Origin of the sequence: Paroceanicella profunda, assembly GCF_005887635.2 — a bacterium.
GTDB classification, from domain to species: Bacteria; Pseudomonadota; Alphaproteobacteria; order Rhodobacterales; family Rhodobacteraceae; genus Paroceanicella; species Paroceanicella profunda.
In genome coordinates this window covers 2,910,191-2,933,620 of record NZ_CP040818.1, presented here as the reverse complement: position 1 = coordinate 2,933,620, position 23,430 = coordinate 2,910,191, and the positions used below count along the sequence as shown (strand labels likewise).

Annotated in this window: 23 protein-coding genes and 1 tRNA gene; 7 read left to right on the top strand and 17 right to left on the bottom strand. The window is 70.7% G+C overall.

Features of this window, described 5'->3' with window-relative positions; all coding sequences use genetic code 11:
• The 5 genes from FDP22_RS13165 to FDP22_RS13145 all read right to left on the bottom strand — a co-directional run bounded on the left by FDP22_RS13165 (position 1) and on the right by FDP22_RS13145 (position 5,271).
• Positions 1-498, bottom strand: coding sequence for a TRAP transporter small permease (locus FDP22_RS13165; protein ID WP_138574305.1), 498 nt, complete (start codon positions 496-498; stop codon positions 1-3).
• A 296-nt stretch (positions 499-794) separates the two neighbouring features.
• The gene (gene dctP / locus FDP22_RS13160; protein ID WP_138574303.1) at positions 795-1,790 is read right to left on the bottom strand and encodes a TRAP transporter substrate-binding protein DctP; all 996 of its coding nucleotides are present in this window, start codon (positions 1,788-1,790) and stop codon (positions 795-797) included.
• Positions 1,791-1,864: 74 nt separating this feature from the next.
• Positions 1,865-2,845: a 3-hydroxybutyryl-CoA dehydrogenase gene (locus tag FDP22_RS13155; RefSeq protein ID WP_138574301.1), complete on the bottom strand. Its 981-nt coding sequence runs from the start codon at positions 2,843-2,845 to the stop codon at positions 1,865-1,867.
• Positions 2,842-3,927 carry an NAD/NADP octopine/nopaline dehydrogenase family protein gene (locus tag FDP22_RS13150; RefSeq protein ID WP_239031768.1) on the bottom strand — a complete coding sequence of 362 codons (1,086 nt, stop codon included), beginning with the start codon at positions 3,925-3,927 and terminating at the stop codon, positions 2,842-2,844. The genes FDP22_RS13155 and FDP22_RS13150 overlap by 4 nt, the downstream gene beginning before the upstream one ends.
• Positions 3,928-4,050: 123 nt before the next feature.
• Entirely contained in the window at positions 4,051-5,271 is a 1,221-nt protein-coding gene (locus tag FDP22_RS13145; RefSeq protein ID WP_138574299.1) for an MFS transporter, read from the bottom strand.
• 463 nt (positions 5,272-5,734) lie between these two features.
• On the opposite strand from FDP22_RS13145, the gene FDP22_RS13140 reads away from it, so the two are divergent.
• From FDP22_RS13140 to FDP22_RS13130, 3 genes are read left to right on the top strand one after another with little or no spacing between them, the layout of a single operon-like run.
• A complete protein-coding gene (locus FDP22_RS13140; protein ID WP_138574297.1) occupies positions 5,735-6,367 on the top strand; it encodes a DNA-3-methyladenine glycosylase family protein in 633 nt (210 codons plus the stop codon).
• Entirely contained in the window at positions 6,364-7,017 is a 654-nt protein-coding gene (locus FDP22_RS13135) for an alpha/beta hydrolase (protein WP_138574295.1), read from the top strand. The genes FDP22_RS13140 and FDP22_RS13135 overlap by 4 nt, the downstream gene beginning before the upstream one ends.
• Positions 7,014-7,550, top strand: a complete 537-nt coding sequence (locus tag FDP22_RS13130; RefSeq protein WP_138574293.1) for an MOSC domain-containing protein — start codon at positions 7,014-7,016, stop codon at positions 7,548-7,550. The genes FDP22_RS13135 and FDP22_RS13130 overlap by 4 nt, the downstream gene beginning before the upstream one ends.
• 70 nt (positions 7,551-7,620) lie before the next feature.
• Here the strand turns inward: FDP22_RS13130 and FDP22_RS13125 are convergent, their stop codons facing one another.
• Complete coding sequence (locus tag FDP22_RS13125) at positions 7,621-7,830, bottom strand: DUF1127 domain-containing protein (protein WP_170317695.1); 210 nt, start codon at positions 7,828-7,830, stop codon at positions 7,621-7,623.
• A gap of 267 nt (positions 7,831-8,097) precedes the next feature.
• On the opposite strand from FDP22_RS13125, the gene FDP22_RS13120 reads away from it, so the two are divergent.
• Positions 8,098-9,297 carry an MFS transporter gene (locus FDP22_RS13120; protein WP_138574289.1) on the top strand — a complete coding sequence of 400 codons (1,200 nt, stop codon included), beginning with the start codon at positions 8,098-8,100 and terminating at the stop codon, positions 9,295-9,297.
• Here FDP22_RS13120 and FDP22_RS13115 read toward each other — a convergent pair.
• From FDP22_RS13115 to FDP22_RS13095, 5 genes are all read right to left on the bottom strand, one after another.
• Complete coding sequence (locus FDP22_RS13115; RefSeq protein ID WP_138574287.1) at positions 9,294-9,749, bottom strand: YaiI/YqxD family protein; 456 nt, start codon at positions 9,747-9,749, stop codon at positions 9,294-9,296. The two genes, FDP22_RS13120 and FDP22_RS13115, sit on opposite strands and share 4 nt — an antisense overlap.
• Positions 9,750-9,762: 13 nt before the next feature.
• Complete coding sequence (locus tag FDP22_RS13110; protein ID WP_138574285.1) at positions 9,763-10,581, bottom strand: phytoene/squalene synthase family protein; 819 nt, start codon at positions 10,579-10,581, stop codon at positions 9,763-9,765.
• A gap of 1 nt (position 10,582) precedes the next feature.
• Complete coding sequence (cimA, locus tag FDP22_RS13105) at positions 10,583-12,217, bottom strand: citramalate synthase (RefSeq protein WP_138574284.1); 1,635 nt, start codon at positions 12,215-12,217, stop codon at positions 10,583-10,585.
• Entirely contained in the window at positions 12,214-13,587 is a 1,374-nt protein-coding gene (gene cysS / locus FDP22_RS13100) for a cysteine--tRNA ligase (protein WP_138574282.1), read from the bottom strand. Before cysS ends, cimA begins: the two co-directional genes overlap by 4 nt.
• 169 nt (positions 13,588-13,756) lie before the next feature.
• The gene (locus FDP22_RS13095; protein ID WP_138574777.1) at positions 13,757-15,787 is read right to left on the bottom strand and encodes an NADH:flavin oxidoreductase; all 2,031 of its coding nucleotides are present in this window, start codon (positions 15,785-15,787) and stop codon (positions 13,757-13,759) included.
• 205 nt (positions 15,788-15,992) lie between these two features.
• On the opposite strand from FDP22_RS13095, the gene FDP22_RS13090 reads away from it, so the two are divergent.
• Both FDP22_RS13090 and FDP22_RS13085 read left to right on the top strand, forming a co-directional pair.
• Positions 15,993-16,066: transfer RNA gene (locus tag FDP22_RS13090), tRNA-Gln, on the top strand.
• Positions 16,067-16,342: 276 nt separating this feature from the next.
• A complete protein-coding gene (locus tag FDP22_RS13085) occupies positions 16,343-17,476 on the top strand; it encodes an SGNH/GDSL hydrolase family protein (protein ID WP_138574280.1) in 1,134 nt (377 codons plus the stop codon).
• A 353-nt stretch (positions 17,477-17,829) separates the two neighbouring features.
• Here the strand turns inward: FDP22_RS13085 and FDP22_RS13080 are convergent, their stop codons facing one another.
• From FDP22_RS13080 to FDP22_RS13055, 6 genes are all read right to left on the bottom strand, one after another.
• Entirely contained in the window at positions 17,830-18,510 is a 681-nt protein-coding gene (locus FDP22_RS13080) for a GntR family transcriptional regulator (RefSeq protein ID WP_170317694.1), read from the bottom strand.
• 290 nt (positions 18,511-18,800) lie between these two features.
• On the bottom strand, positions 18,801-19,592 hold the full coding sequence (locus tag FDP22_RS13075; RefSeq protein ID WP_138574276.1) for a transporter substrate-binding domain-containing protein: 792 nt from the start codon (positions 19,590-19,592) through the stop codon (positions 18,801-18,803).
• A gap of 36 nt (positions 19,593-19,628) precedes the next feature.
• Complete coding sequence (locus FDP22_RS13070; RefSeq protein WP_138574274.1) at positions 19,629-20,582, bottom strand: agmatinase; 954 nt, start codon at positions 20,580-20,582, stop codon at positions 19,629-19,631.
• 22 nt (positions 20,583-20,604) lie between these two features.
• On the bottom strand, positions 20,605-21,261 hold the full coding sequence (locus FDP22_RS13065; protein WP_138574272.1) for an amino acid ABC transporter permease: 657 nt from the start codon (positions 21,259-21,261) through the stop codon (positions 20,605-20,607).
• Entirely contained in the window at positions 21,258-22,058 is an 801-nt protein-coding gene (locus FDP22_RS13060) for an amino acid ABC transporter ATP-binding protein (protein ID WP_138574270.1), read from the bottom strand. Before FDP22_RS13060 ends, FDP22_RS13065 begins: the two co-directional genes overlap by 4 nt.
• The gene (locus FDP22_RS13055) at positions 22,055-22,666 is read right to left on the bottom strand and encodes a DUF1989 domain-containing protein (protein WP_138574268.1); all 612 of its coding nucleotides are present in this window, start codon (positions 22,664-22,666) and stop codon (positions 22,055-22,057) included. The genes FDP22_RS13060 and FDP22_RS13055 overlap by 4 nt, the downstream gene beginning before the upstream one ends.
• Positions 22,667-22,986: 320 nt before the next feature.
• Here FDP22_RS13055 and FDP22_RS13050 point away from each other — a divergent pair, with 320 nt between their 5' ends.
• The gene (locus tag FDP22_RS13050; RefSeq protein ID WP_170317693.1) at positions 22,987-23,400 is read left to right on the top strand and encodes a phasin family protein; all 414 of its coding nucleotides are present in this window, start codon (positions 22,987-22,989) and stop codon (positions 23,398-23,400) included.
• Positions 23,401-23,430: the final 30 nt, after the last annotated feature.

Below are 23,430 nucleotides of genomic sequence, written 5' to 3'. Positions count from 1 at the left end.
TCAATGCGCGCCGTCGCCGCCGGCGCGGGTTTCCCCGCGCAGGAGCTTGACCAGGAATTCCAGCCCCATCAGCCCGAACCCCGCGCAGAGCAGCGCGTAGGCCAGCCAGCCGGGAATGGCGATGGAGCGGATGTCGACGGAGCCGAAGCCCCACTCCTGGATGGTGAGGGCGCCGGCCCGCCAGGCCAGCACCTCCAGCACCACCACGCAGAGCACGATCACCGCGCGGCCGAGCAGGCTCTGCAGCCCGCCGGGCAGCCGGTCCACCAGCGCGTTGATGGCCACATGCGCGCCGATTCGCGCCAGCCAGGGCGCCGCGGCCACGGTGACGAACAGCATCACGTATTCCACCACGGCCGAGGTGAACTGGAACGGGCGGAAGCCGGTGTTGCGCAGGGTCACATCCACCACGATGGCCAGGGTGGACAGGGCGAGGCTCAGGCCCGCCGCAGCCGCCAGCGCGAGGGTGAACCGGTCATAGATCTGCAGTGCTTTCATGGCCCGCTCCGTGGAAGTGCCGGGGTGGAAATGCCGGGGAGGAGGCGCGCGGCCCCTCCCCGGGGTCGCGCGTCCGTGCGGGCGGCGCAACCGCCCCCGCGCGCAGGATCATCCGGCCCGCAGGGCAGGACCGGTTGCCCGAAGGGCAAGGCGGCCGCCCGGAGGCCGGATGATCGCCCGAAGGGCGGGACGGGCCGCCCCGGGGCGCAGCACGCGCCCCGCGCGGGCGAACCGGCCGCCAGGTGCGCGCAACGGGCCGGCCCGGCGGGCGACCGCCCCCGGGCCGACACGCGCGATCAGCGCGAGTAGTAGTCCTTGCGGAGCTCTTCGTAATTCGGGGTGCCGGACTCCTTCATCCGGTTCCAGGCGCTGTCATAGGCGGCGTCGAGGAATTTCTCGCGCGCCGCGCCCTCCAGCGTGATCACGGTCATGCCCTCGTCGCGCACCTGCTTGTCGGTGGCCTCGATGGTGGCCTCGATCGCGGCGGTGGAGGATTTCTCGTACTCGGCGGAGACCTCGGTGAGGATGGTCTTCGCCTCCTCCGACAGGCCCTCCCACTTCGCCGTGTTCATCACCACCGCGAGGTCGGAGTTGAAGAAGCCCGGGTCGATGCGGAAGCGCAGGAACTTGTCCCAGGACAGGTCCTTGATCGCCAGGATCGGCCAGCCGGAGCCGTCGAAGGTGCCGCGCTCCAGACCGGTGTAGACGTCCGGCACCGGCACGGACACCGGGATGATGCCCATGCCCTCGAAGAACCCCTTGTAGATCGGCTGCGAGCGGATCTTCAGGCCGTCGAGGTCCAGGCTGCCGTCCTCCAGCTTCTTCGGCTCCTTCAGGGTGTAGATGTGGAAGTTGAAGCCGGTGTCGGCGTGGGCGAGCAGTTCCACGTTCAGCTTCTCGGAAAACGCCTTCTGCATGATGGCGAAGCCGCCGTTCTCGCGCGCCTCGGCGGCGGAAACGGTCATGCCCACCCAGGCGTCGGCTTCCGGCATCTTGCCCAGGTAGTAGGTGGCCGGGCCGTACTGCATGTCCACCACGCCGCGGCGCACCGCGTCGACCTGCTGGTTGGGCGGGAACATCTCCGGGCCGCCGATATAGTCGATCCGGATCACGCCCTTGCCGCGTTCGTTGACCATGTCGACGAAGTTCTGGAAGCTCTGGGAGAAGTAGAGCGGCTTGGGGAAGGCGGAAATGGCGCGCAGCGTCACCTCCTCGGCGGCCGCCCCGAAGGCGAGCCCGGACAGCACGCCGGCGATGGCGGCACTGCGCAGGAACCGGTTCAGTCTGGTCATCGTCACACTCCTTGCTGGACACCCGCGAGCGGGCCAATTGCTTGGTTGCCCCGGCGGACCCGGGGTTCTGATCGTCAGTCGAGAACGGGGGGGCGGACCATCCCTGCCCCCTCGAGCATCTTCAGGAAATCGGCCATGCGCGACTGCCGGTAGGCGTCGAGGTCCCGGCCGTCGTAATCAAGGAAGCCGGCGCCGGTTTTCATGCCGATGCGGCCTTCCTCCATGTTGCGCTTCACGATGGCGGGGGCCTCGAAGCGCGGGTCCTCCATCGCCTGCGCCATGTAGCGCGAGGCATAGTAGAGGATGTCTCCGCCGCCCCAGTCGATGAATTCCAGCAGGCCCAGCACGGCGAAGCGGAAGCCGAAGCCGTATTTCACCGCCCGGTCCACGTCCTCGGCGGAGGCCACGCCCTCCTCGACCAGCCGCGCCGCCTCGTTCATCGCCAGCGCCTGGATGCGCGGCACGATGTAGCCCGGCGAGGCCTTGCACACGACCGGCACCTTGCCGATCGCCTCGAGGAACCCCTTCAGGGACGCCAGCGCCTCCTCCGACGTGCGGTCGGAGGGCGAGACCTCCACCAGCGGCACCAGGAAGGCGGGGTTGAGGAAATGCGCGTTCAGGAACGCCTCCGGCCGCGCGGTGAGGCCGGCAAGCTCGGTGGAGAGCATGGTGGAGGTGGTGGAGGCGAGCACCGCCCCCGCGTCCGCATGCGCGTCGAACAGCGCGAAGGCCTCCGCCTTCGGTGCCTTCACCTCCGGCACGCCCTCGAACACGAAGGCCGCACCGGCCAGCGCCTCCGCCGCCCGCTCCAGCGGCAGCACCGAGACGCGCGCCAGGATGACCGGCACGGCCTCCGGCGCGAAGGCGCCGATGGCGACCATCCCCTCCAGCGCGCCGCGCACATCGGCCAGCGCCCCCTCGGCGAAGGCGGCGAATTCCGCCCCGTCCCGGGACTTCGCGTCCAGCAGCGTCACCGGGTACCCGGCATGGGCCACGCAATGCGCGATGCCCCGCCCCATGCGCCCGGCGCCGATGCAGGCGATCTTCGCCCTCATGCGATGCCGTCCCGGAGCTGCGCCTGCAACTCGGCCACCGGCACCTCCGCGAGGCCGAGCGCCGCCATGGTCCGCGGCCCGGCGCGGAAATCGGTTCCCGACGCGGCCGAGGCGATGGCCAGGAGCCCCGCCGCCACCGGGCAGGGAACCCCGGCCCATTCGCCCACGGAGACGAGGAAGGCGAGGCCCAGGCCCACGTCCTCGCTCATGTAGCGGTGGTCATGCAGGTTCAGCTTCTCGTGCCAGTCCCCCGAGCCCACCAGCTTGTCATGGGCAAGGTTGCCGTACATCCAGTTCGAGGTGTTGTAATGGTCGTCGAGGGGGAAATGCGGGCCGGCATAGCCGAGCGCCTCGCGGATCGCCATGCGCTCGCCGTCGAGCGCCGCGTGCACGGCGCGGATGGCAGGCTGGGTGCCCTCGTTGTGGATGTCCCAGCGGTCGAAATGCTCGATGGGGCCTGCGTTCATCAGGATGAGCGGCGGGTGGATGATCGGGCCCGCGTTCATCAGCGCGCCGGAAAGCGCGTCGTCCAGCGCGCCGATCTCTGCCGGGAAAGCCTCCGAGATCAGTGCAATTGCATGGGCCGTGTTCCTGGCCGGCATCACGCCGGTGGGCAGGCTGGAGGCGCGGGTGGTGATGCGCACCGCCGCGTCCCCCTGCTTGCGGCACAGCCAGGGCAGCGTGCCCGTCTCGGCCACGGAAACATCGGCGCTGCAGCCCGCGTCGCGCATGATCTTCATCATCATCCAGGAGCCGAAGGTGCCGGGCGGCAGGTAGATCACCTGTCCGTCGGCGACCAGCGGCGCGAGGCGCCGTGCCAGGTCTTCCTGTGCGAATGCAGGGGTCGGCGCCACGATGAGCTGCGCACCGTCGAGCGCCAGGGCAAGATCGTCGGTGGTCGTCACCGGCACGGTGCGGGTGCCGGCGTGGTCGATCAGGTCGATGCCGTCATTGTCGCGAACGCCCTGGAAATCGGCGGACCGGCGCCGCCACCAGCGCACCTCGTGGCCGGCTTCGACAAAATCGGCAGCGGCGGCGTAGGATCCGTTGCCACCTCCAAGGACCGCGATCTTCAGGCTCATTCGGAACTCCCGTCTGTCAGGTTCTCCGCCTCGTCTTGCGGCGGGCTCGGGAAGAAGCCTGCCGCGCGCCCGGAAAAACTTCAAGCCTGAATAAATTCCTTTGCATATTTTTTCGCATCTCCCTCACGCGGTGCGCAGTCTCAGGGCAAACCAGACGAGCGCGCCGCCGGCGAGGGTCAGGAACGGCACCATCGCATAGCTCACCGCATGCCAGCCCGCCACGGCGGAGGCCCCGGCGCAGTTCATCAGGAAGCCGGAGGCGAGCGAGGCGACGGTGACCAGGCCGAAGACCGCGAAGTCGTTCATGCCCTGCACCCGGGCGCGTTCCGCCGGGGCGTGCGAGGCGGTGAGCAGCGCCGTGGCGCCGATGTAGCCGAAGTTCCAGCCGATCCCCAGCAGGATGAGCGCGCCGAAAAAATGCGTGAGCTCCACACCCGACAGCGCCACCGCCCCGGCCCCGAACAGGATCACCAGCCCGGCGGCGATGATGCGCGTCGCGCCGAAGCGGTTGATCAGATGGCCGGTGAAGAAGGAGGGCGCGAACATCGCCAGCACATGCGCCGAGACCACGTGCGAGGCGTCATCCGTGCCGTAGCCGCAGCCCACCACCGCCAGCGGCGTGGAGGTCATCACCAGGTTCATCAGCGCATAGCTCACCATGGCGCAGATCATCGCGACGAGGATGCGCGGGTCCGACAGCAGCTCGCGCCGGCTGCGGCCGCGCGCGTCCCCCGCCTGCGGCACCGGCGGCTTGGGGATGTCGAGGCCGAGGAACAGCAGCATGCCGACAAGGTTCAGCACGATCACCGCGAGATAGGCGCCGAGAAAGGGAATGGTGGCGACATCGACGAAGAGCGTCACGATCTGCGGCCCGATGATGGCGGACGCCAGCCCGCCCGCCATCACCCAGGACACCGCCCTGGGCCGGAAGCTCTCCGAGGCGGTGTCGGTGGCCGCGAACCGGTAGAAGCCCTGCGCGGACATGTAGATGCCGGTGAGCAGCGAGCCCGCGAGCATCAGCGGGAAGGATTTCGTGAACAGCGCCAGCACCACGAGGCAGGCGCCGGCCGCGCCCCCCAGCGCGCCGAGCATGAATCCGCGCTTGCGTCCATGCACTTGCATGAAATTCGCCAGCAGCGGTGCCGAGATCATCGAGCCGAGCACGATGAGCGAGATCGGCAGCGTGGCCAGGCAGGCGGAGGGGGCGAGCACCTTCCCCACCAGCCCTCCGAGCACGAAGTTCACGGGCATCTGGGCGCCGAGGATGGCCTGGGCGGCCACCAGAACCCGGACATTGCGCCGGGCCTGCGAGTCGGATTCGGGGGGGAGGGTCGTGGATGTCATGCGCATTTCTACCGCGCGCAGGCGTTAAATCAATTGATATGCATGGGTCTGGGCGCGGACTGCGGCGTGCCCTGCCCGCCCTCACCGCGCGCCGCCCCGCCGGTCGCGGTGGCCACCGCGGCGCCGGAGAGTGCTGCGGAGCGCGGGTTTGACGGATCGCCGCGGCTCCCCGCCGGTGTGCGCGGGACGGCGTCCGAGCCCTCGCCCGCAGCCGCCCGGATGCCGCCCCCGGGCGCAGCTGCTCCGCCTGCCGGGCCCTCGAGACCGGCCGGACGGACGGTCTGCGGGGTCATCGCGAAGGGTGAACGGGGTTCATCGCCTGCTTTCTGCCGCTCCGTCGCGCCCCGCGCGCCGCTCCGGACCCGGCGCGCGCGGCGCGGCGGCCCTTGCGGCGGCGCGGTGGAGACGCAGTGCCGGCAACGCCGGGCTTGACCGGAGCGGCGCGCCAAGGCACGCAGGCGGCATGACCGGGCGGATCATAGAAACGGATGCGGACGTGGCCGAGGGCGCCGCCTGGCTGGCGCGGCGCGATCCGCGGCTGGCCGCGGTGCTGGCGCGCACCGGCCCGCTGCCGCTGCGCCGCCGGGCCGACGGGTTCGAGGCGCTGCTCAACGCCATCGTCGGCCAGCAGATCTCCACCGCCGCCGCCGCCGGCATCTGGAGCCGGCTGGGCACGGCCGGCGCGCTCACGCTGGAGGGCATCGCGGCGCTGGACGATGCGGCCCTGCTGGGCTGCGGCCTGTCACGCCCGAAGCTGCGCTACATCCGGGCACTGGCGGACAGCGGCTTCGCCTTCGAGGCGCTGCGCGGGATGTCGGACGCGGAGGTGGTCGCCGCCCTCGTCTCGCTCAAGGGCATCGGGCGCTGGACGGCGGAGGTCTACGCGATGTTCAGCCTGGGGCGGGCGGATGTCTTCGCCGCCGGAGACCTGGCCTTGCAGGAATCGGCCCGGCTGGCCTTCGGCCTGGACGCCCGCCCCGGCGAGCGCGCCCTGCGCGAGATGGCGCAGGAGTGGTCGCCCTGGCGCGCGGTTGCGGCACGCGCGCTCTGGGCCTATTACCGAGTTGCAAAGCAACGTGAGGGAGTGCGGACATGACGCTCACCGGCCCCGAGAGACAGGCCCATTCCGGGGAGGCGCGCAGCCTTCTCATTCTCCTGCACGGCTACGGCGCCGACGGGAACGACCTGATCGGCCTGGCCGATGTGCTGGCGCCCCACCTGCCGCACACCCGGTTCCTGGCCCCGAACGCGCCGGAGCGCTGCGTGAACAACCCCATGGGATATCAGTGGTTTCCCATTCCGCGCATGGACGGCTCCTCCGAGCAGGCCAGCCGGGAGAGCTTCGCCGCCTCCGTGCGCCTGCTGGACGGCTGGCTGGACGAGGTGGAGGAGAGAACCGGCATCCCCCCCGCGCGCACCGCGCTTCTGGGCTTCAGCCAGGGCACGATGATGAGCCTGCACGTGGGCCTGCGCCGGCGCGCGGCGCTGGCCGGCATCTGTGGCTTCTCGGGCCGGCTGCTGGCGCCGGACCTGCTCGGGGCGGAGATCGTCACCCGCCCGCCCGTGCTGCTGATCCATGGGGACGAGGACCCCGTGGTGCCCTTCTCCTCGCTGGCCGAGGCGGAAGCGGGGCTCACCGGCGCCGGGGTGGCGGTGGAGACGCATGTCTCCCCCGGCGTGGGCCACGGCATCGCTCCGGACGGGCTGACCCGCGCGCTCGGCTTCCTGCAGGGCGTGCTGGAATGAGTGCAAGAGTGCGCGAGGTGTCGCGCGATGGCAGGCACCGCTTTTCCAAGGCGCCTGCCGGCGAGCTGCGCGTTCTGGCCGGGCTCGGCGTGGAGGGCGACGCGCATTGCGGCGCCACGGTGAAGCACCGCTCCCGCGTGCGGCAGGACCCGAGCCAGCCGAACCTGCGCCAGGTCCATCTCATCGCCGGGGAGACCCTGGACAGCCTGAACGCGGAGGGATTCGACCTCGCGCCCGGGCGGCTGGGGGAGAACGTGCTCACCGAGGGGATCGACCTGCACGCCCTGCCCTGCGGCACGCTGCTGCGGGTGGGCGAGGTTCTGCTGGCCCTCACCGGGCTGCGCAACCCCTGTTCGCAGATCGAAAAGTTCCGCCCCGGCCTGCTGGCGCGGGTGCTGGAGCGCCGGCCGGAGGGGCTGGTGCGCCGCGCGGGCGTGATGTCGGTGGTCGTGGAGGGGGGCATGGTCCGCGAGGGCGATGCCATCGTTTCCGTGCTGCCACCCCTGCCGCATCATCCGCTGGAGCGGGTGTGAGGACGGGCGGCGCTCACGCAGCTATCCCGGCCCGCCAGGGACTGGCGGGCCAACGGGCAGAGCGCCCGGTTCAGGCGCCGTAGACGGCCTGGTAGGCGGTGGCGCGAATGCTGGCGCGGCTCAGGTTCAGGTCAGCGAGAATGCCATCGGGAAGGCTGCCGAGCTCGGCAAGCGTCTTGCGGAACAGGCGCCATTTCGCGAAGGCGGCGCGGCGCTCGGCAATCCAGCCGGCGAAGCCGGTGTCACCCTGGTGGACGGTATCGAAGGCTACGTGTGCCATGGTCTTTCTCCTCAGATCGGGCCGCGAGGGGCCGCTTTCTTTCGAGGAGTGAAGTAAGCCCGCGACGCTCATGGTGCAACGCACCATGTCGCCGTGTCGCCATGCAGAACCTGCATGTCAGGCACCCGGATACCCATCTGTGCAGGCCCGGCCTTCCTGCTATAGTAGGGGCCCTGATACCCGGCGGAGCCCCCCGTTTCCGCCGCAACCGACGCGCCGGCGGGATTCGCCCCGCTGCCGCGGGAGAGGACTGCCCGGCGCCACCCGATGTTTGTTGCACTGCGTCACACGCAATACCGTCACTACATCACCGCGACGATTTTCGCCCTGCACGGATCCTGGATCCAGCGCATCATCCTCGGCTGGCTGGCCTGGGACCTGTCGGGGCGGTCCGGCTTCGTCGGGCTCATCGCCTTCCTGCTGTTCGGGCCGGCGATGATCACCGGGCCGTTCTTCGGCGTCTGGGCCGACAGGGTGGACCTGCGCCGCGCCGCGCTGGTCATCCAGGTGCTGATCACCCTGCTCACCGGCGCCGTGCTGCTCACCTTCCAGGCCGGGCTGCTGAGCGCGCCGCTGCTGGCGGGCTTCGCGCTGTCGATCGGCGTGGTGAACTCCGCCTATCACCCGGTGCGCATGGCCTTCAGCCCCACGCTGGTGAGCCGGGAGGACATTCCGAACACGGTGGCCATCGGCTCGCTCGCCTTCAACCTGGCGCGCATCCTGGGGCCGGCGATCGGCGGCTGGCTGATCGCGACCGGCGGGCCGCTGATGGCGCTCACCGTCGATTTCCTGTGCTACCTGCCGCTGATCGCCACGCTCTGCGTGCTGCGCCCGGAGCCGCGCCGGCCGGAGCCGGGCCCCGCACCCGGCGTGCTGGCCGCGCTGGCCGACGGAGTGCGCCATGCGGCCGCCAACCGCACCATCCGCCTCGCCATCCTGCTCACCGGCATCTACTCGCTCATCGGGCGCGGCGTGCTGGAGATCCTGCCGGCCATCGCCGACGGGGTGTTCCACCAGGGCGCGGCGGGGCTGGGGCAGATCACCGCCGCCTCCGGGCTGGGGGCGCTCTGCGCGGCGGCCTTCCAGATGTGGCGGTCCACCCAGGCCACCGGGGCGGACATCCCGCGCTCCGCGGTGCTGGCCTGCGGCGCGGGCCTCGTGCTGGTGCTCCTGCTCGGACAGGGCGAGGGCTGGGGCACGGCGCTCGCCATCGCCGCCCTGCTGGGCGCGACCGGCACCATGGTGGGCATCGGCATGCAGGTCGCGATCCAGATGGGCCTGCCGGACCGGTATCGCGGCCGGGTGATGAGCCTGTGGTCGCTGGTGGGAATCGGCGGATCGGCGCTCGGAGCGCTGCTGCTGGGCTGGCTGGTCGACCTCATGGGGCTGGAGGCGGCGCTCACGCTCACCGCCACGCTGTCGCTCGGCGCGATGGGGTTGCTGATGGGGCTCGACCGGCGGCGCTAGGCGCCCCGGCGCGCCGCCTGCACCAGCCGCTCCATCGAATCGAGGAAGCGCGAGCGGTCCTGCTTCGAGAACGGGCGCCCGCCGCCCTGGCGGAACGGGTCGGCCGAGCGCAGGTCGCTCATCAGGTCGCGCGTGGCCAGCACCTCGCCGATGTTGCGCGCGGTGAGGGGCGCGCCGTCCGGCCGCAGCACCGTGCCGCCCGCCTCCACGCAGCGCGCGGCCAGCGGGATGTCGCTGGTCACGCAGATGTCGCCCGGCCCGATCTCCTCGGCGATCCACTTGTCCGCCTCGTCCGGCCCGGCGGAGACCACCACCAGGTGCACCAGCGGGCTCGGGTCCGGGCGGATGCCGCCGTTGGAGACGAGGAACACCTCCAGCCCGTGGCGCGCGGCCACGCGCTTGGCCTCCTCCTTCACCGGGCAGGCGTCGGCGTCGATGTAGATGCGGGTCATGCGGTCTCCCCCTTCAGGCGCGGCCGAGCACGGTGCGCCACAACAGCGCGCCGCGGCGGCGGAATTCACTCTCCGGGCCGAGGTCGCGCAGCGCGTCCAGCCCCGGCCGCGTGGCGGCGGAGAGGAGCGGCCCGGCCCGCCAGCCCGCCCGCAGCGCCGGCAGCACCGAGCGCGGCAGGCGCCGCGCAGCGCGCCGGCCGCGCCGCAGGGTGGCCCGTGCCTCGGTGGCCAGCAGGCGCACGGCCTCCGCCAGCTCCGGCGTGGTCCGCCCTTCGGAGAGCGCCACCCGGTCCGCCAGGGTGAGCCCGGGCAGCGGCATGTGCCCGCGCACCGCCAGTTCCGGCAGCGCGCGCATCAGGTTCGCCATGCCGCTGGCCCGGCCGATGTCGGCGGCCACCGCATCCGCCTCCGTGCCCAGGGCCCGGGCGGCGAGCTGCATCAGCCCGCCGGAGGTGGCGTCCACATAGGCCTCCAGCGCGGCGCGGGTCTCCGGCGGCGCGGGGTCGAGATCGGCCATCCGCGCGGCGATCAGCGCGTCGAAGGGCGCGCGCGGCAGGGCGCGGCGGGCGGTGAGCGCGGCGAGCTCCTCCACCACCGGGTGCCTGCGCGGCGGCTTGCCCTCGTGGATCCCGGCGATGGCGTCGTGCCAGAACTGCAGGCGCATCTGCCCGATCAGCGGCTCGGAGGCCACCCAGGGCGCGCGGGCCACCTCCAGGTTGAAGGCATAGAGCACCATCAGCGCCCCCTGCCCCTCCGGCGGCGCGCTCATGGCGGAGAGGAAGCGGTCCGGGTCGCCGGCCCGCACCATCTCGCGGCAGTGGTCGATGCTCATCTCACTCCCCCGCCTTCGGCGCGCCGTCGCGGATCAGCTTCCACAGCACCGCGTCGGCCACGGCCTGGAAGGAGGCATCCACTATGTTCGCGGACACCCCCACGGTGGACCACCGCTGCCCGCGCCCGTCCTCGCTGTCCAGCAGCACGCGGGTGATGGCCTCGGTGCCGGAATTGATGATCCGCACCTTGAAGTCCACCAGCCGCATGTCCTCCAGATAGGCCTGGTAGCGGCCCAGGTCCTTGGTGAGGGCGGCGGAGAGCGCGTTCACCGGGCCCTGGTCCTCATGGGTGGCGGGGTCAAGGGAATCGGAGACGGACATCACCTTCTCCCCCTCCACATGCACCACCACCACGGCCTCCGACAGGGTGACCATCTCGCCCGACGCGTTGCGCCGGCGCTCGATCACCACACGGTAGCGCTCCACGTCGAAGAAGCGCGGCAAACGGCCCAGCGTGGCGCGGGCCAGGAGCTCGAAGGAGGCCCGGGCGCTGTCATAGGCGAACCCCGCCTCCTCGCGCGCCTTCACCTCCTCCAGGATGCGGGCCAGCGCCGGGTCGCCCTTCTCCACCGCGATGCCGGCCTCCGCGAGGCGGCGGCGCAGGTTCGACTGCCCGGCCTGGTTCGACATCGGGATGATGCGCTCGTTGCCCACCACCTCCGGCGCCACGTGCTCGTAGGTCGTGGGGTCCTTGAGGATGGCGGAGGCATGCAGCCCCGCCTTGTGCGCGAAGGCCGAGGCGCCGACGTAAGGCGCATGCCGGTTCGGCACCCGGTTCAGGATCTCGTCGAGCAGGCGCGAGGCGGCGCGCAGCCGGCCCAGCCCCTCGCGCGTCACGCCGGTCTCGAAGCGGCTGGCATAGGGCTCCTTCAACAGCAGCGTGGGAATGAGGCTGGTGAGGTTCGCGTTGCCGCAGCGCTCGCCCAGCCCGTTCAGCGTGCCCTGCACCTGCCGCGCGCCGGCATCCACCGCGGCGAGCGCGCCCGCCACGGCATTCTCCGTGTCGTTATGGGTGTGGATGCCGAGGCGGTCGCCGGGGATGCCGGCGGCGATCACCGCGCGGGTGATCGCGCCGATCTCCGCCGGCAGGGTGCCGCCGTTTGTGTCGCACAGCACCACCCAGCGCGCGCCCGCGTCGCGCGCGGCGGCGAGGCATTGGAGGGCATAGCCCGGATTGGCCTTGTAGCCGTCGAAGAAATGCTCCGCGTCGAACAGCGCCTCGCGCCCCAGGGCGGTGAGATGGGCGACGCTCTCGCGGATGTTGGCGAGGTTCTCCTCCAGGCTCACCCCCAGCGCGGTGGTGACATGGAAGTCATGCGTCTTGCCCACCAGGCAGACCGCCGGCGTGCCGGCATTGGTGACGGCGGCGAGCACGTCGTCGTTCTCCGCCGAGCGCCCGGCGCGCTTGGTCATCCCGAAGGCGGTGAGCGTGGCATGGCCGAGCGCGGGGGCCTGGGCGAAGAACTCGCTGTCGGTCGGGTTCGCCCCCGGCCAGCCGCCCTCCACGTAGTCGATCCCCAGCCCGTCGAGCGCGGCCGCAAGGCGCTGCTTGTCGGCGGTGCGAAAATCCACCCCATGCGTCTGCTGCCCGTCGCGCAGGGTGGTGTCGAAGAGGTAGAGGCGCTCGCGGGTCATCCCAATTGCTCCAGCCTGCCCGCGTCGAACCCCGGGGCGAGCTCCCATTCCGCGCCCTGCGCGGTGTCCTTCACGATAACGCCGGCGGCGGCGAAAGCGTCGCGGATGGCGTCGGCGCGGGCGAAATCCTTCGCCTTGCGGGCGGCGAGGCGCTCGGCCAACAGCGCCTCGATGCGCGCGGAGACATCGGCCTCGGCGGCGGGGGCTGCCGCCCAATCCCCCATCCCGTCGCCGAGGAAGCCCAGAAGCGCGGCGGAGGCGGCGAGTGCGGCGGCGTCACCCCTGCCCGCCAGCGCGTGCAGGGCGGCGATGGCGCGCGGGGTGTTGAGATCGTCCGCAAGGGCGGCAACCGCTTCCGGGTCCGCGTCGCCCGGTGCCACGCCATCGGTGAGCGCGCGCCACTTGCGCAGGGTCTTCTCCGCTTCCTCCGCCGCCTTCGCGGTCCAGTCCATCGGCTTGCGGTAATGGGTGGAGAGCAGCACGAAGCGGATCACCTCGCCCGGATAGCCCTGGTCGAGCAGGTCGCGCACGGTGAAGAAATTGCCGAGCGATTTCGACATCTTCTCGCCTTCCACCATCAGGAAGCCGTTGTGCATCCACACCTGCGCCATGCGGTCGGTGCCATGGGCGCAGCAGGACTGGGCGCGCTCGTTCTCGTGGTGGGGGAAGGAGAGGTCGATGCCGCCGCCGTGGATGTCGAAGGTCTCGCCCAGGAGCGCCTCGGCCATGGCCGAGCACTCGATGTGCCAGCCCGGGCGGCCGCGGCCCCAGGGGCTGTCCCAGCCCGGTTCGTCCTCCGACGAGGGCTTCCAGAGCACGAAATCCATCGCGCCGCGCTTGTAGGGCGCCACCTCCACGCGGGCGCCCTCCATCATCTCGTCGAGCGAGCGGTGCGAGAGGCTGCCGTAATTCGGGTCGGACGAGACGTCGAACAGCACGTGGCCCTCGGCGGCATAGGCGAAGCCCTTGTCGATCAGCCGCTCCGACATCGCCACCATCTCGCCGATGTAGTCGGTGCAGCGGGGCATCTCCGTGGGCTCCAGCGCGCCGAGGGCGCCCATGTCGTCGAGATACCACTGAATCGTCTCGTCGGTGATGTCGCGGATCGGGCGGCCGGTGGCGGCGGACTTCGCGTTGATCTTGTCATCCACGTCGGTGAAGTTGCGCACGTAGGTGACGTGGCCCTCGCCGTGGACATGGCGCAGCAGGCGGAACAGCGTGTCGAACACCACCACCGGCCGGGCGTTGCCGATATGCGCGCGGTCATAGACCGTGGGGCCGCAGACATACATCCGCACGTTGTCCGGATCGATGGGCGCGAAGGCGTCCTTGCGGCGGCTGGCGGTGTTGTAGAGCTGGATCTCGGTCATGGCCTCGGGCTCGCGTAAGGGGCGCGGCGGGCCTGCATGTCGAGGTTTCGAAGGGAAACAGCGAGCGCGCGCCGCAGACATATGTCAGCGGGTAATACAGATACCGGTGGTGATCTGAAGCGTTCTCATGGCGCCCCCAATGCCACAGAGGGGGCGCCAAGGCAAGCCGTCAGGCGAGGCGGCAGAGGCGGAAGGCGTCGAGCACCGCGGCATGGATGTTGCGCGCCGCCACCGCGTCACCGATGCGCCAGAGGGTGAAGGCGCCCTGCGGGTTGGTCTCCACCGCCTGGGGGCGGCCGGAGAGCAGCGCCTTCACGTCCACCGCGCCGCGGTTGCGGCTGAGCGGGCGCAGGGCGTGGTAGAGCTCGTCCAGCGGCAGCGTGCCGTGCTCCACGATCACCTGGTCCACCTCCCGCGTCTCCACCCTGTCGGAGAAATCCGAGCCCAGGGTGGCGATGAGCCGGTTGCCCTGCCGCTCCACGCCGCGCAGGCGCTTGGAAATGGTGATGCGGGCCCCGGCCCGGTCCAGCGCGCGGGCGTAGGCGGCGTGGTTCAGCCCGCCCACGTCGACCGCGAAGAAGCGCTCGGGGCTCACGATCTCCAGCGCCGAGCCCGCGGCGCAGACAGCCTCCGCCGTGGTGAGGCCAGGGTGGCCGGCATGGTCGTCGAAGAGCAGCACCTCGGCGGCGGGCTTCACCGCGCCGGAGAGGATGTCCCAGCCCGAGATCACGTGCTGCGCACCGGGCAGGGGCACGCCCTCGATGACTTCCGTGTTGGGCATGCCGCCGGTGGCCACCACCACGATGTCGGGAGAGAGGGCCGTCACCTCCTCCGCCTCCGCATAGGTGTTGAAGCGGAACTGCACGCCGAGCGCCTCGCATTCGGACATGCGCCAGTCGATGATGCCGATCATCTCGCGCCGCCGGGCGAGGCGCGACAGCAGCGCCACCTGCCCGCCCGGCGCGTCCGCCGCCTCGAACACGGTCACCGCATGGCCGCGCAGGGCGAGGACGCGCGCCGCCTCCAGCCCGCCGGGCCCGGCGCCCACCACCACGGCGGTTTTCGGGGCGTCCGCCGGGGCCACCTCATGCGGCAGGCTCTCCTCGCGGCCCGTGGAGGCGTTGTGGATGCACAGCGCCTCGCCGCCCTCGTAGATGCGGTCCAGGCAATAGGTGGCGCCCACGCAGGGGCGGATGCGGTGCTCCTGCCCCGCGAGGATCTTCGCGGTGATGTGCGGCTCGGCGATATGGGCGCGGGTCATCCCCACCATGTCGAGCTTGCCCTCCGCCACCGCGTGGCGGGCGGTGGCCACATCGGCGATGCGCGCGGCGTGGAACACGGGGAAGCGCGTGGCCGCCCGGATCTCGCCGCAGAAATCCAGATGCGGGTTCGCGCGCGAGCCATGCACGGGGATGACACCTTCCAGCGCCACGTCGGTGTCGATGTGGCCGCGGATGAGGTTGAGGAAATCGATGTCGCCGGTGGCGATCATCTGCTTCGCGATCGCCTCGCCGGTGTCGCGGTCAAAGCCGCGCGCCCAGTCCTCGTCCGCGGCGAGCCGCATGCCGAGGATGAACTCCGGCCCCACCCGCCTGCGCACCGCCGCCACCACGGCCTTGCCGAAGGCGAGCCGGTTTTCCAGCGCCCCGCCCCAGTCGTCCTCGCGGAAATTGGTGGCGGGCGACCAGAACTGGTCGATGAGATGGCCGTAGGCCTCGAACTCCAGCCCGTCGAGCCCGGCGGCCTGCAGCCGCTCCGCCGCATCGGCATAATCGGCGATCACCCGCTCGATGTCCCAGTCCTCCATCTCCTTCGGGAAGGCACGGTGGGCGGGCTCGCGCACAGGCGAGGGGGCGAGAACGGGCAGCCAGCCGCCCTTGTTCCAGCCGGTGCGCCGGCCCAGATGGGTGATCTGCATCATGATCGCCGCACCATGCTCATGCACCGCGTCGGCCATCTCGGACACCCAGGGGGTGATCTCGTCCTTCCAGGCGTGCAGGTTTCCGAAGGCTTCCGGGCTGTCCTCCGACACCACGGCCGAGCCGCAGGCCACGGTGAGCGCGATTCCCCCCTTTGCCTTCTCGGCGTGATAGGCCCGGTAGCGGGCCTTGGGCATGCCGTCCTCCGAATAGGCCGGCTCGTGGGCGGTCGACATCAGCCGGTTGCGCAGGGTGAGATGCTTCAGGCGGTAGGGCTGCATCAGGGGGTCGCTCACGGGGATCTCCGCTGGAGAAAGGGGGGCAAGGTCGGCGCGGGGGACGGCTCGGAAACCTCCGCGCCGCCGGAGGCTCCCGCGCGCGCACCCGTCCTGTCAATCTTCGTGTCATTTTTTTCGCCCCGGGCTCTTGACCCTCCCGGCCCGCTGCCGTAGATCACCCACGTCGCCGACGAACGCGTCACAGCGTTGGGGAATAGGTTAACGGTAGACCCACGGACTCTGACTCCGTTAGTCCTGGTTCGAATCCAGGTTCCCCAGCCAGACGCGCTTCGGGCGCATCACTCCTCCCAAGCCTCTGAAACATCTGCCGGATCGCTCCGGGGCCGCCCGAGGCATTTTCATGCCCTGTCCGGGCGGGTCCGCATCCCTGCCCTGCGCTGAGCGCTTGAAGGAAGGGGATGGCATTGTGTACACATTTGGCACATTCATCCGACGCGCACTCTACTTCGGGCGGAGCGATGACGGTATTTTGGCAGCAGAATCGCCGTGGTCCGGATCGTCCGGGATGAGGCCGGGCCGAGCGTGAGGAGTAGCGCAGTGAAGAAGATCGTTGTGGCGGGCGGGGGCAACTCCCTTCCCAGGGACGGGTATGTCGCCAGGCTTGCCGACATGGCGAAACTGCCGGTTCACAACCTGTCCACCGATGCGACGACCTCGCTCACCGCGCTGTTCCGGCTTCAGGTGGACCCGGAGGTGGAGCCGGGCGACATCGTGCTGTGGGAATACGCCCTGCACGAGATCAACCATGTCGCCCGTGGCCAGGACGCCGACGCGCTGCTGCACGAGGTCGAGCAGCTGATCCGCTACTGCATCCGCCAGCGGCTGATGATGATGGCCCTGGTGCTGGAGCCCCTGGGCGTGGGGCTCAGCCTCACGGAGGACCCCTATACCCAGCGCCTGCAGGCGCTGTTTGATTCCTACGGCGTGGTGCATGTCTCGTTGAAGCGCGCCTACAAGGAGAAGTTCGAGCACAAGCGCCTGCCGAAGAAGTTCTTCTCCGGGCCGGACACGCTGGATATCTCCAACATCCACCTGATGTCCTTCGCCGCCAATCTCTGCGCGCGCATGGTGGGGCTGGCCGACGTGCCCCGCCAGCCGCGCTCGGAGCTGCGCCTGACCGGCGAGACGCATTTCGCCTTCGTGAACGATTTCGCCACCGGCACCCTGGCCGACGACATGATCCGCCTGCCCGTGGGGCAACTCCCGCTGGACCTGGAGGTGACGGAGGACGGCGTGCTCGACTCGCTCATCTACGTCGCGACCCCCGACGGCGGCGGCGTGAAGGTGACGATCGGCGCGCGGGAGATCCCGCTCGCGCTGCAGCACCGCAACCTGAACTTCCCCCGCCCGATGCTGCGCCTGCTGCGGCTGGAAACGGTGTTCGGCGAGCCCTGCACCGTGAGCCGGGGAGACCGGATCACCATCGCCTGGGAAACCACGCCCGGCAGCTTCCGCTTCCCCTCCGGCGAGATGCACTGGATGCCGGAGGCCGTGGTGGCCGGAAGAACCGGGCGGATCGCGGCCCTGGGCTTCAGCCGGCGCGACGAGCCCCTGGCCCTCGCCCCCCTCCGCCGCCTCGCACCGCAGAAGGACCCCGCGCAGATGGCCGGCAACCCGGTGCGCAAGATCGCCGGAGTGATCGGCCGGGCCCTGCGCACCCGCCAGGCCTGACCGGCACGCCCGGTCCGGCGCGGAGGCCGCCGGAGCGGCAGCGCAGGGGCGCGACGGGGCAGGCCCGGCTGCTGCGGAGCAGCGTCCCGGGCTGCGAAGCGCACCGGGGTGATCCGCCGGGCCCTGCCCAGCCACCAGGCCTCACCGGCACGCCCCGTCCGGCGCGGGAGGCCCGGGAGCGGCGGGGCAGCACGGGCAGGCTCCGCTTCCGCGGTGCGGCTAAGCGGGCTGCGCCGCGCACCGGTTCACACCTCGAAGTCCCCTGTCGGCCCGGGCACCGCAGCACGGGGGCAGGCCGCGCCCTGTGGCGCGGAGCGGGCCCTGCCCCGAAGGCAGGCGCCCGGGGGCGTCCGTCAGCCGCCGATGTCGGAGAGCTTGGCGATGATCGACCGGCGCACCGCCTCGATATGCGCCTGGGTGCGGGCGCGGGCGGCCTCCGGGTCACGCGCGCGCAGGGCGGCGATGATGGCGAGGTGCTCCTGATGTCCCACGGCGAAGCGCTCGGGCATCCGGCTCTTGTTGAACACGTAGGTCCGGGTGCGCAGCGCCTGGATGGTCTCCGCCAGCACCGCGTTTCCGGTGGCAAGCGCCAGCATCGCGTGGAAGCGGTTGTCCACCTCCCAATCCTGCTCGGAACTGGGCTCCGGAGCCTCCAGCAGCGCGCGGATCTCGGCCTCGGCCCGGTCCAGCGCATCCGGCGCGATGCGCTCGGCGGCGATGCGGGCCGCCTCCGCCTCCAGCACCGCGCGCACGTGCAGCGCCTCCAGGAGTTCGCGCACCGGAAAGGCGCGCACGGCGAAGCCGCGCCCGGGGCTGCGGGTGAGCAGGCCCTCGCTCTCCAGCCGCAGGAGCGCGTCCTTCACCGGGGTGCGCGACATCTCCAGGAACTCGGCAACCCGACGCTCGTGCAGGATGGATCCGGCGGGCAGCTCGTGGCGCAGCAGCATCTCGAGCAGCCGCTGATAGGCCTGCACGGCGCGCGAGGGGGCCGCAACCGCGAGCGGCCCGGTCACGGGCTCCAGGATCGGGGCCATCACGGAAGTCTCCTGTCTGGCTGCCCCGGGGGGCAGCGTGTCCGGGGCGGTGTCGGCCGCGCCGCGCGGCCGGCACCCCGTCGCCGTGGCGGGCGGCGCCTGCCACATCGTGCGAGCGACGGGCGGCAGCTGCCACCCGGCACTTGCATCATCGGCGGGCGACGCGTTTCGCCCGGCAGTTGCGCCACTGGCGCGCGGCGCCTGCCGCCCGGCAGCTACGTCACTGGCGGGCGACGCATGCCGCCCCGCACCTGGCACGAGGGGCGGGCGGCGCGCGCCGCCCGGCCGGATCACTCGGTGAGAGTGCGGATCGGCTTGGCCGGGGCCGGCGAGTAGCCGACCAGCCCGGAGGTGAGCTCGGCATAGGTGCCGTCGGCGATCATGTCGGCCAGCGCGCCGTTGATGGCCGCGGCCAGCGCCAGCTTGCCCTTCTGCATCGCGAAGCCCTTCTGCACGGTGCTCACGTACTCCTCGGTCATGGTCAGCGGCAGGCCGCTTTCCTTGATCACATAGGCCGCGGCGATGGAATCGGTGATCACCGCGTCCACATTGCCGTTCACCAGGTCCTGTATGGCGTCGGATTCCGCCTTGTAGGTCTTCACGTCGGCGCCGGCGGCCTCGGCGATCTTCGTCCAGTTCGAGGCGACCAGCGCGCCCACCGGGCGGCCCTTGAGATCCGCCTCGGAGGCGATGTCGGAGCCCTTCGCGGTCACGATGCGCCCGCCGGATTCCAGCCAGCCGTCCGAGAAGGTCACCTTCTGCTGGCGCTCCTCGGTGATATCCATCGCTGCCGAGATCACGTCGAACTGGCCGGCCATCAGGCCGACGAGCAGCGAATCCCACTTGGTGACGACGGGGGTATATTCGAGCCCCAGCCGTTTCGCGACTTCCTTCATCACGCGCACCTCGAGCCCGTCGAGATCGCCATTGGCCTCCCGCATGGAGAACGGCGGATAGGTGCCCTCGGTGGCCACCATCAGCTTGCCCGGCGCGATCAGGCCGAGATCGTCCGCCGCCCGGGCCGTGACGCCGGAGAAGGTGGCGAGCGCGGCCATGGCCGCGAGAATGGAACGGAATTTCATCGTGTTGGACCTCTCTGTTGATATCGGGAAGACATGTCAGGCGGCGGTGCGGCCCTCGGCCATCAGCGCCAGCAGCTCGGCCATCACCGTGGCGCCCAGCAGCGCGGTGATCTGGCCGGGGCCGTCATACATCGGCGAAATCTCGACCACGTCGCAGCCCACCAGGTTCACCCCGTGGATGGCGCGCAGCAGGCGCAGGGTCTCGCGGGCGTTCGGGCCGCCGGCCTCGGGCGTCTCCACCGCGGGGGCCGCTGCCGGGTCCACGAAATCCATGTCGAAGGTGAGGAAGCTCGGGCCCCCGGCGGTGCGGGCGCGGATGCGCTCGGCCACGGCCTCGAAGCCCAGGTCGAAGACGTCGTCGGTGGTGAGCACCTCGTAGCCGAGGTCGAGCGACTGGCTCACGTCCGTGTCGCGGAACAGCGAGCCGCGCATGCCGATCTGGATGGAGCGGGAGGGGTCGATGATCCCCTCCTCCACGCCGCGCAGGAAGGGGGTGCCGGCGGAATAGCGCTTGCCGGCGAAGTACTTGTCCCAGGTGTCGGTGTGGCTGTCGAACTGCACGAGGCCCAGCGGCCCGTGCTTCGAGGCCACGGCGCGCAGCTCGGCGAGCGTCACCGAATGGTCGCCGCCGATGCCGCAGGGGGCAGCCCCCGCATCGACCACCTTGCGCACCGCCTGCTCGATCCACTCCAGGCTGTCGATCTCGTAGCCCGGCACCACCGGCGCGTCACCGAGATCGGCCACGCGCAGGGCCTCGAACACGTTGATGTTGCCGCGATAGGGGTTGATCGGGCGCAGCATCACCGACATGGCGCGCACTGCGTTCGGCCCGAAGCGCGCGCCGGTGCGGAAGGGCGCGCCGGAATCCGACGGCAGGCCGATGATCGCGGCGTCCAGCCCCTCGGCCGTGGCCGGCATCGGCAGGCGCATGAAGCTCGGCACGCCGCAGAAGCGCGGGCTCTCGAGGGAATCCTTGGGAAGCGAGGTCATGGCAGGGGTCCTTGGCAAACGGTCAGCTCAGCGTCGCGTAGCGCTTCTCCACCCAGGCCGCGAAGCGCGACAGGATGGTGGTGAGCGCGAGGTAGACGATGGCGGCCGAGATGTAGAATTCGAACGGACGGTAGGTGCGCGCGATGATGGTCTGGGCGTAGAGCGTCAGCTCGACCACGGTGATGGTGGAGAGCAGCGAGGTGTTCTTCAGCGTGGTGATCGCCTCGTTGGTGATCGGCGGCACGATGATCCGGCACACCTGCGGCAGGATGATGCGCTGCATGGTCTCGCGCCGCGAGAAGCCGAGCGCGAGCGCGGATTCCATCTGTCCCTTCGGAATGGCGGAGAGGCCGGCGCGGATGATCTCGGCCACATAGGCGCCGGAGTTCAGCCCCAGCGCGATGAACCCGGCGGTGAAGGGCGAGATGCGCACCCCGAACTGCGGCAGGCCGAAGTAGATCAGGAAGATCTGGATCAGCGTCGGCGTGCCGCGGATGAACCACACGTAGAGCCCGGAGAGGCCGCGCACCCAGGCGAGGTCCGAGCGGTTCCCCAGCGCCACGGAGAGGCCCGCCGCCCAGCTTACCATGATGGCGCAGAGCGTGATGCCGAACACGATGCCGGCGGCGTTCAGGAAGCCGGGGCCGTAATTGGCGAGATCGGTCCAGGTGAAGGTCATGCGCCGGTCTCCCCATGGGCGGTGTCTATGGCGTCCCGGTGCAGCATCCGGGCGAGGAAGCCGCGCAGGCGCTCGGACTTCGGCGCGCGCAGCACCGCGTCGGGCGGTCCGTCCTCCGCGATCACGCCGCCGTCGAAGAACAGCACGCGGGAGGAGACCTCGCGCGCGAAGTCGATCTCATGGGTGACGAGCAGCATGGTCATGCCCTCGCGCGCGAGCTGCGCCATGAGGGTGAGCACCTCTCCCACCAGTTCCGGGTCCAGCGCCGAGGTCACCTCGTCGAACAGCATCACCTCGGGTTTCATCGCGAGCGCGCGCACGATGGCCACGCGCTGCTGCTGCCCGCCGGAAAGCTTCGCCGGGTAGGCATGCTGCTTCTCCAGCAGCCCGATACGGGTGAGCAGCGCGCGCGCCTCCTCCTCGGCCTGGGCGCGGGGAATGCCGCGCAGGCGCACGGGCGCCTCGGTGATGTTCTGCAGCACGGTCATGTGCGGCCAGAGGTTGTAGCTCTGGAACACCATGCCGATGCGGGCGCGCAGGGCGCGCAGCTCGGCGTCCGTCGGCCGGCCCCGGGCGCCGGCGCGGTAGTCGAAGTGGTGCGGGCCGAAGTCCACGAAGCCCGCGTCCGGCATCTCCATCACGTTGATGCAGCGCAGGAAGGTGCTCTTGCCCGAGCCGCTGGCGCCGATGATGGACACCACCTCGCCCTGCCCCACCTCCAGGTCGATGCCCTTGAGCACCTCCACATCGCCGAAGGACTTGCGCAGCTCGCGGATCCTGAGCAGCGGCGCGCTCATGCCGGCACGCCGTGGAACAGCAGCTCCACATCGCGCGGCCGGCACTCCGCGCCGTTGATCGGCGTCACGTCCTGCGGGCAGGCCGAGAGCACCAGGATGAGGTCCATCTCCGCGCGCAGCCGCACGCTGTCTCCGGGGCGCGAGGCCGGCGGCTCGCGCCGCACCCGGCCGTCGCTCTCCAGCGGCACCTGCATGAACAGGTTCAGCGAGGCCGGCGTGAAGCCCAGCGACAGCCCCAGCGCCCCGATCGCCTCATGGAAATTGCCCGTGCAGCTGCGGTGCCCGGCGGGCTGGCCCAGCTCGGCATAGATCTCCGCCGAGCAGGGGCAGAGCAGCGTGTCATGCCGGCCCGGCGTGGTGTCGGCAACGAGGGTGAGCATCGGCCGGCGCTTCGAGCTCATCACCGCCAGGCCCTCGTCGAGGAAGATGGTGCTGTTCTTCGAGCGCGTGTGCTCCATCGCCGAATGCTCCGACGGATCCTCCGCGGCCAGCGCCCAGGTGTCGACCACCTGGCTGCCATGGGTGTTCACGATGCTCACTTCCTCACCGCGGGACAGCCGCCAGGCCGCACCCTGCGAGGCCGCGAGGATGGTGGATGTCTGGGTCATGTCGGGGCCTCCTCGCAGGTCTCCGCGGCACGGACAATGTGCTGCGGTCCACCTGCATTCTTCTGGTATACCAAAGGAATGCAAGCCGCATTCCGTTCGCATTCCGCCTGAATATCAGGCAATGCGTGTTTCAATAGGGGACTTTGCCGGAACTTTCGGCACTTGGGCGCAGGCGAACGCGCAATCTGCCGCAATCGTGAGACTCACCGGGCCGCGCACCGGCTGATTTCGCCCGGGCTTGACCCAGATCAAACCCCTGTCCCCCTCGCCGTGCGAGCCTGTGACTGCGAGGTCCGATTCCCACACCAAGGAACATGCCGATGCCCAGCAGCAAGCCCACTCCCGAACAGGCCTACGCCTTCGAGAAGCATTTCTCGATCACACCCTTCCTGGAGGCCCAGCAACGGGCCCTCAGGGCCACGCTCGACCTCCAGTCGCAGGCGCTCGCCCGCGCCAGCCGGATGAGCAGCACCTGCGCCGACTTCATCCGGATGCGCCTGGAGGAGGACCGCAAGGCCCTCGTCGAAGGCTCCGGCTGCCGCACGCCGCAGGAGGCGCTCACCCTCTCCACCGCCTTCATGGAGACCGCGGTGAAACAGTATGGCGAGGAATTCGCCAGCCTGACCCGGCTCTGCATCGAGTCGCTGCACGACACCGTGCAGGCCGTGCCCGAGCTGGCCCCCGTGCCGGCCATGGACGCCCCGAAGCTCTCCGTGCCGGCCAGGGCCGCCTGACCCTGCGGGAGGGGCGCCACGGCGCCCTCC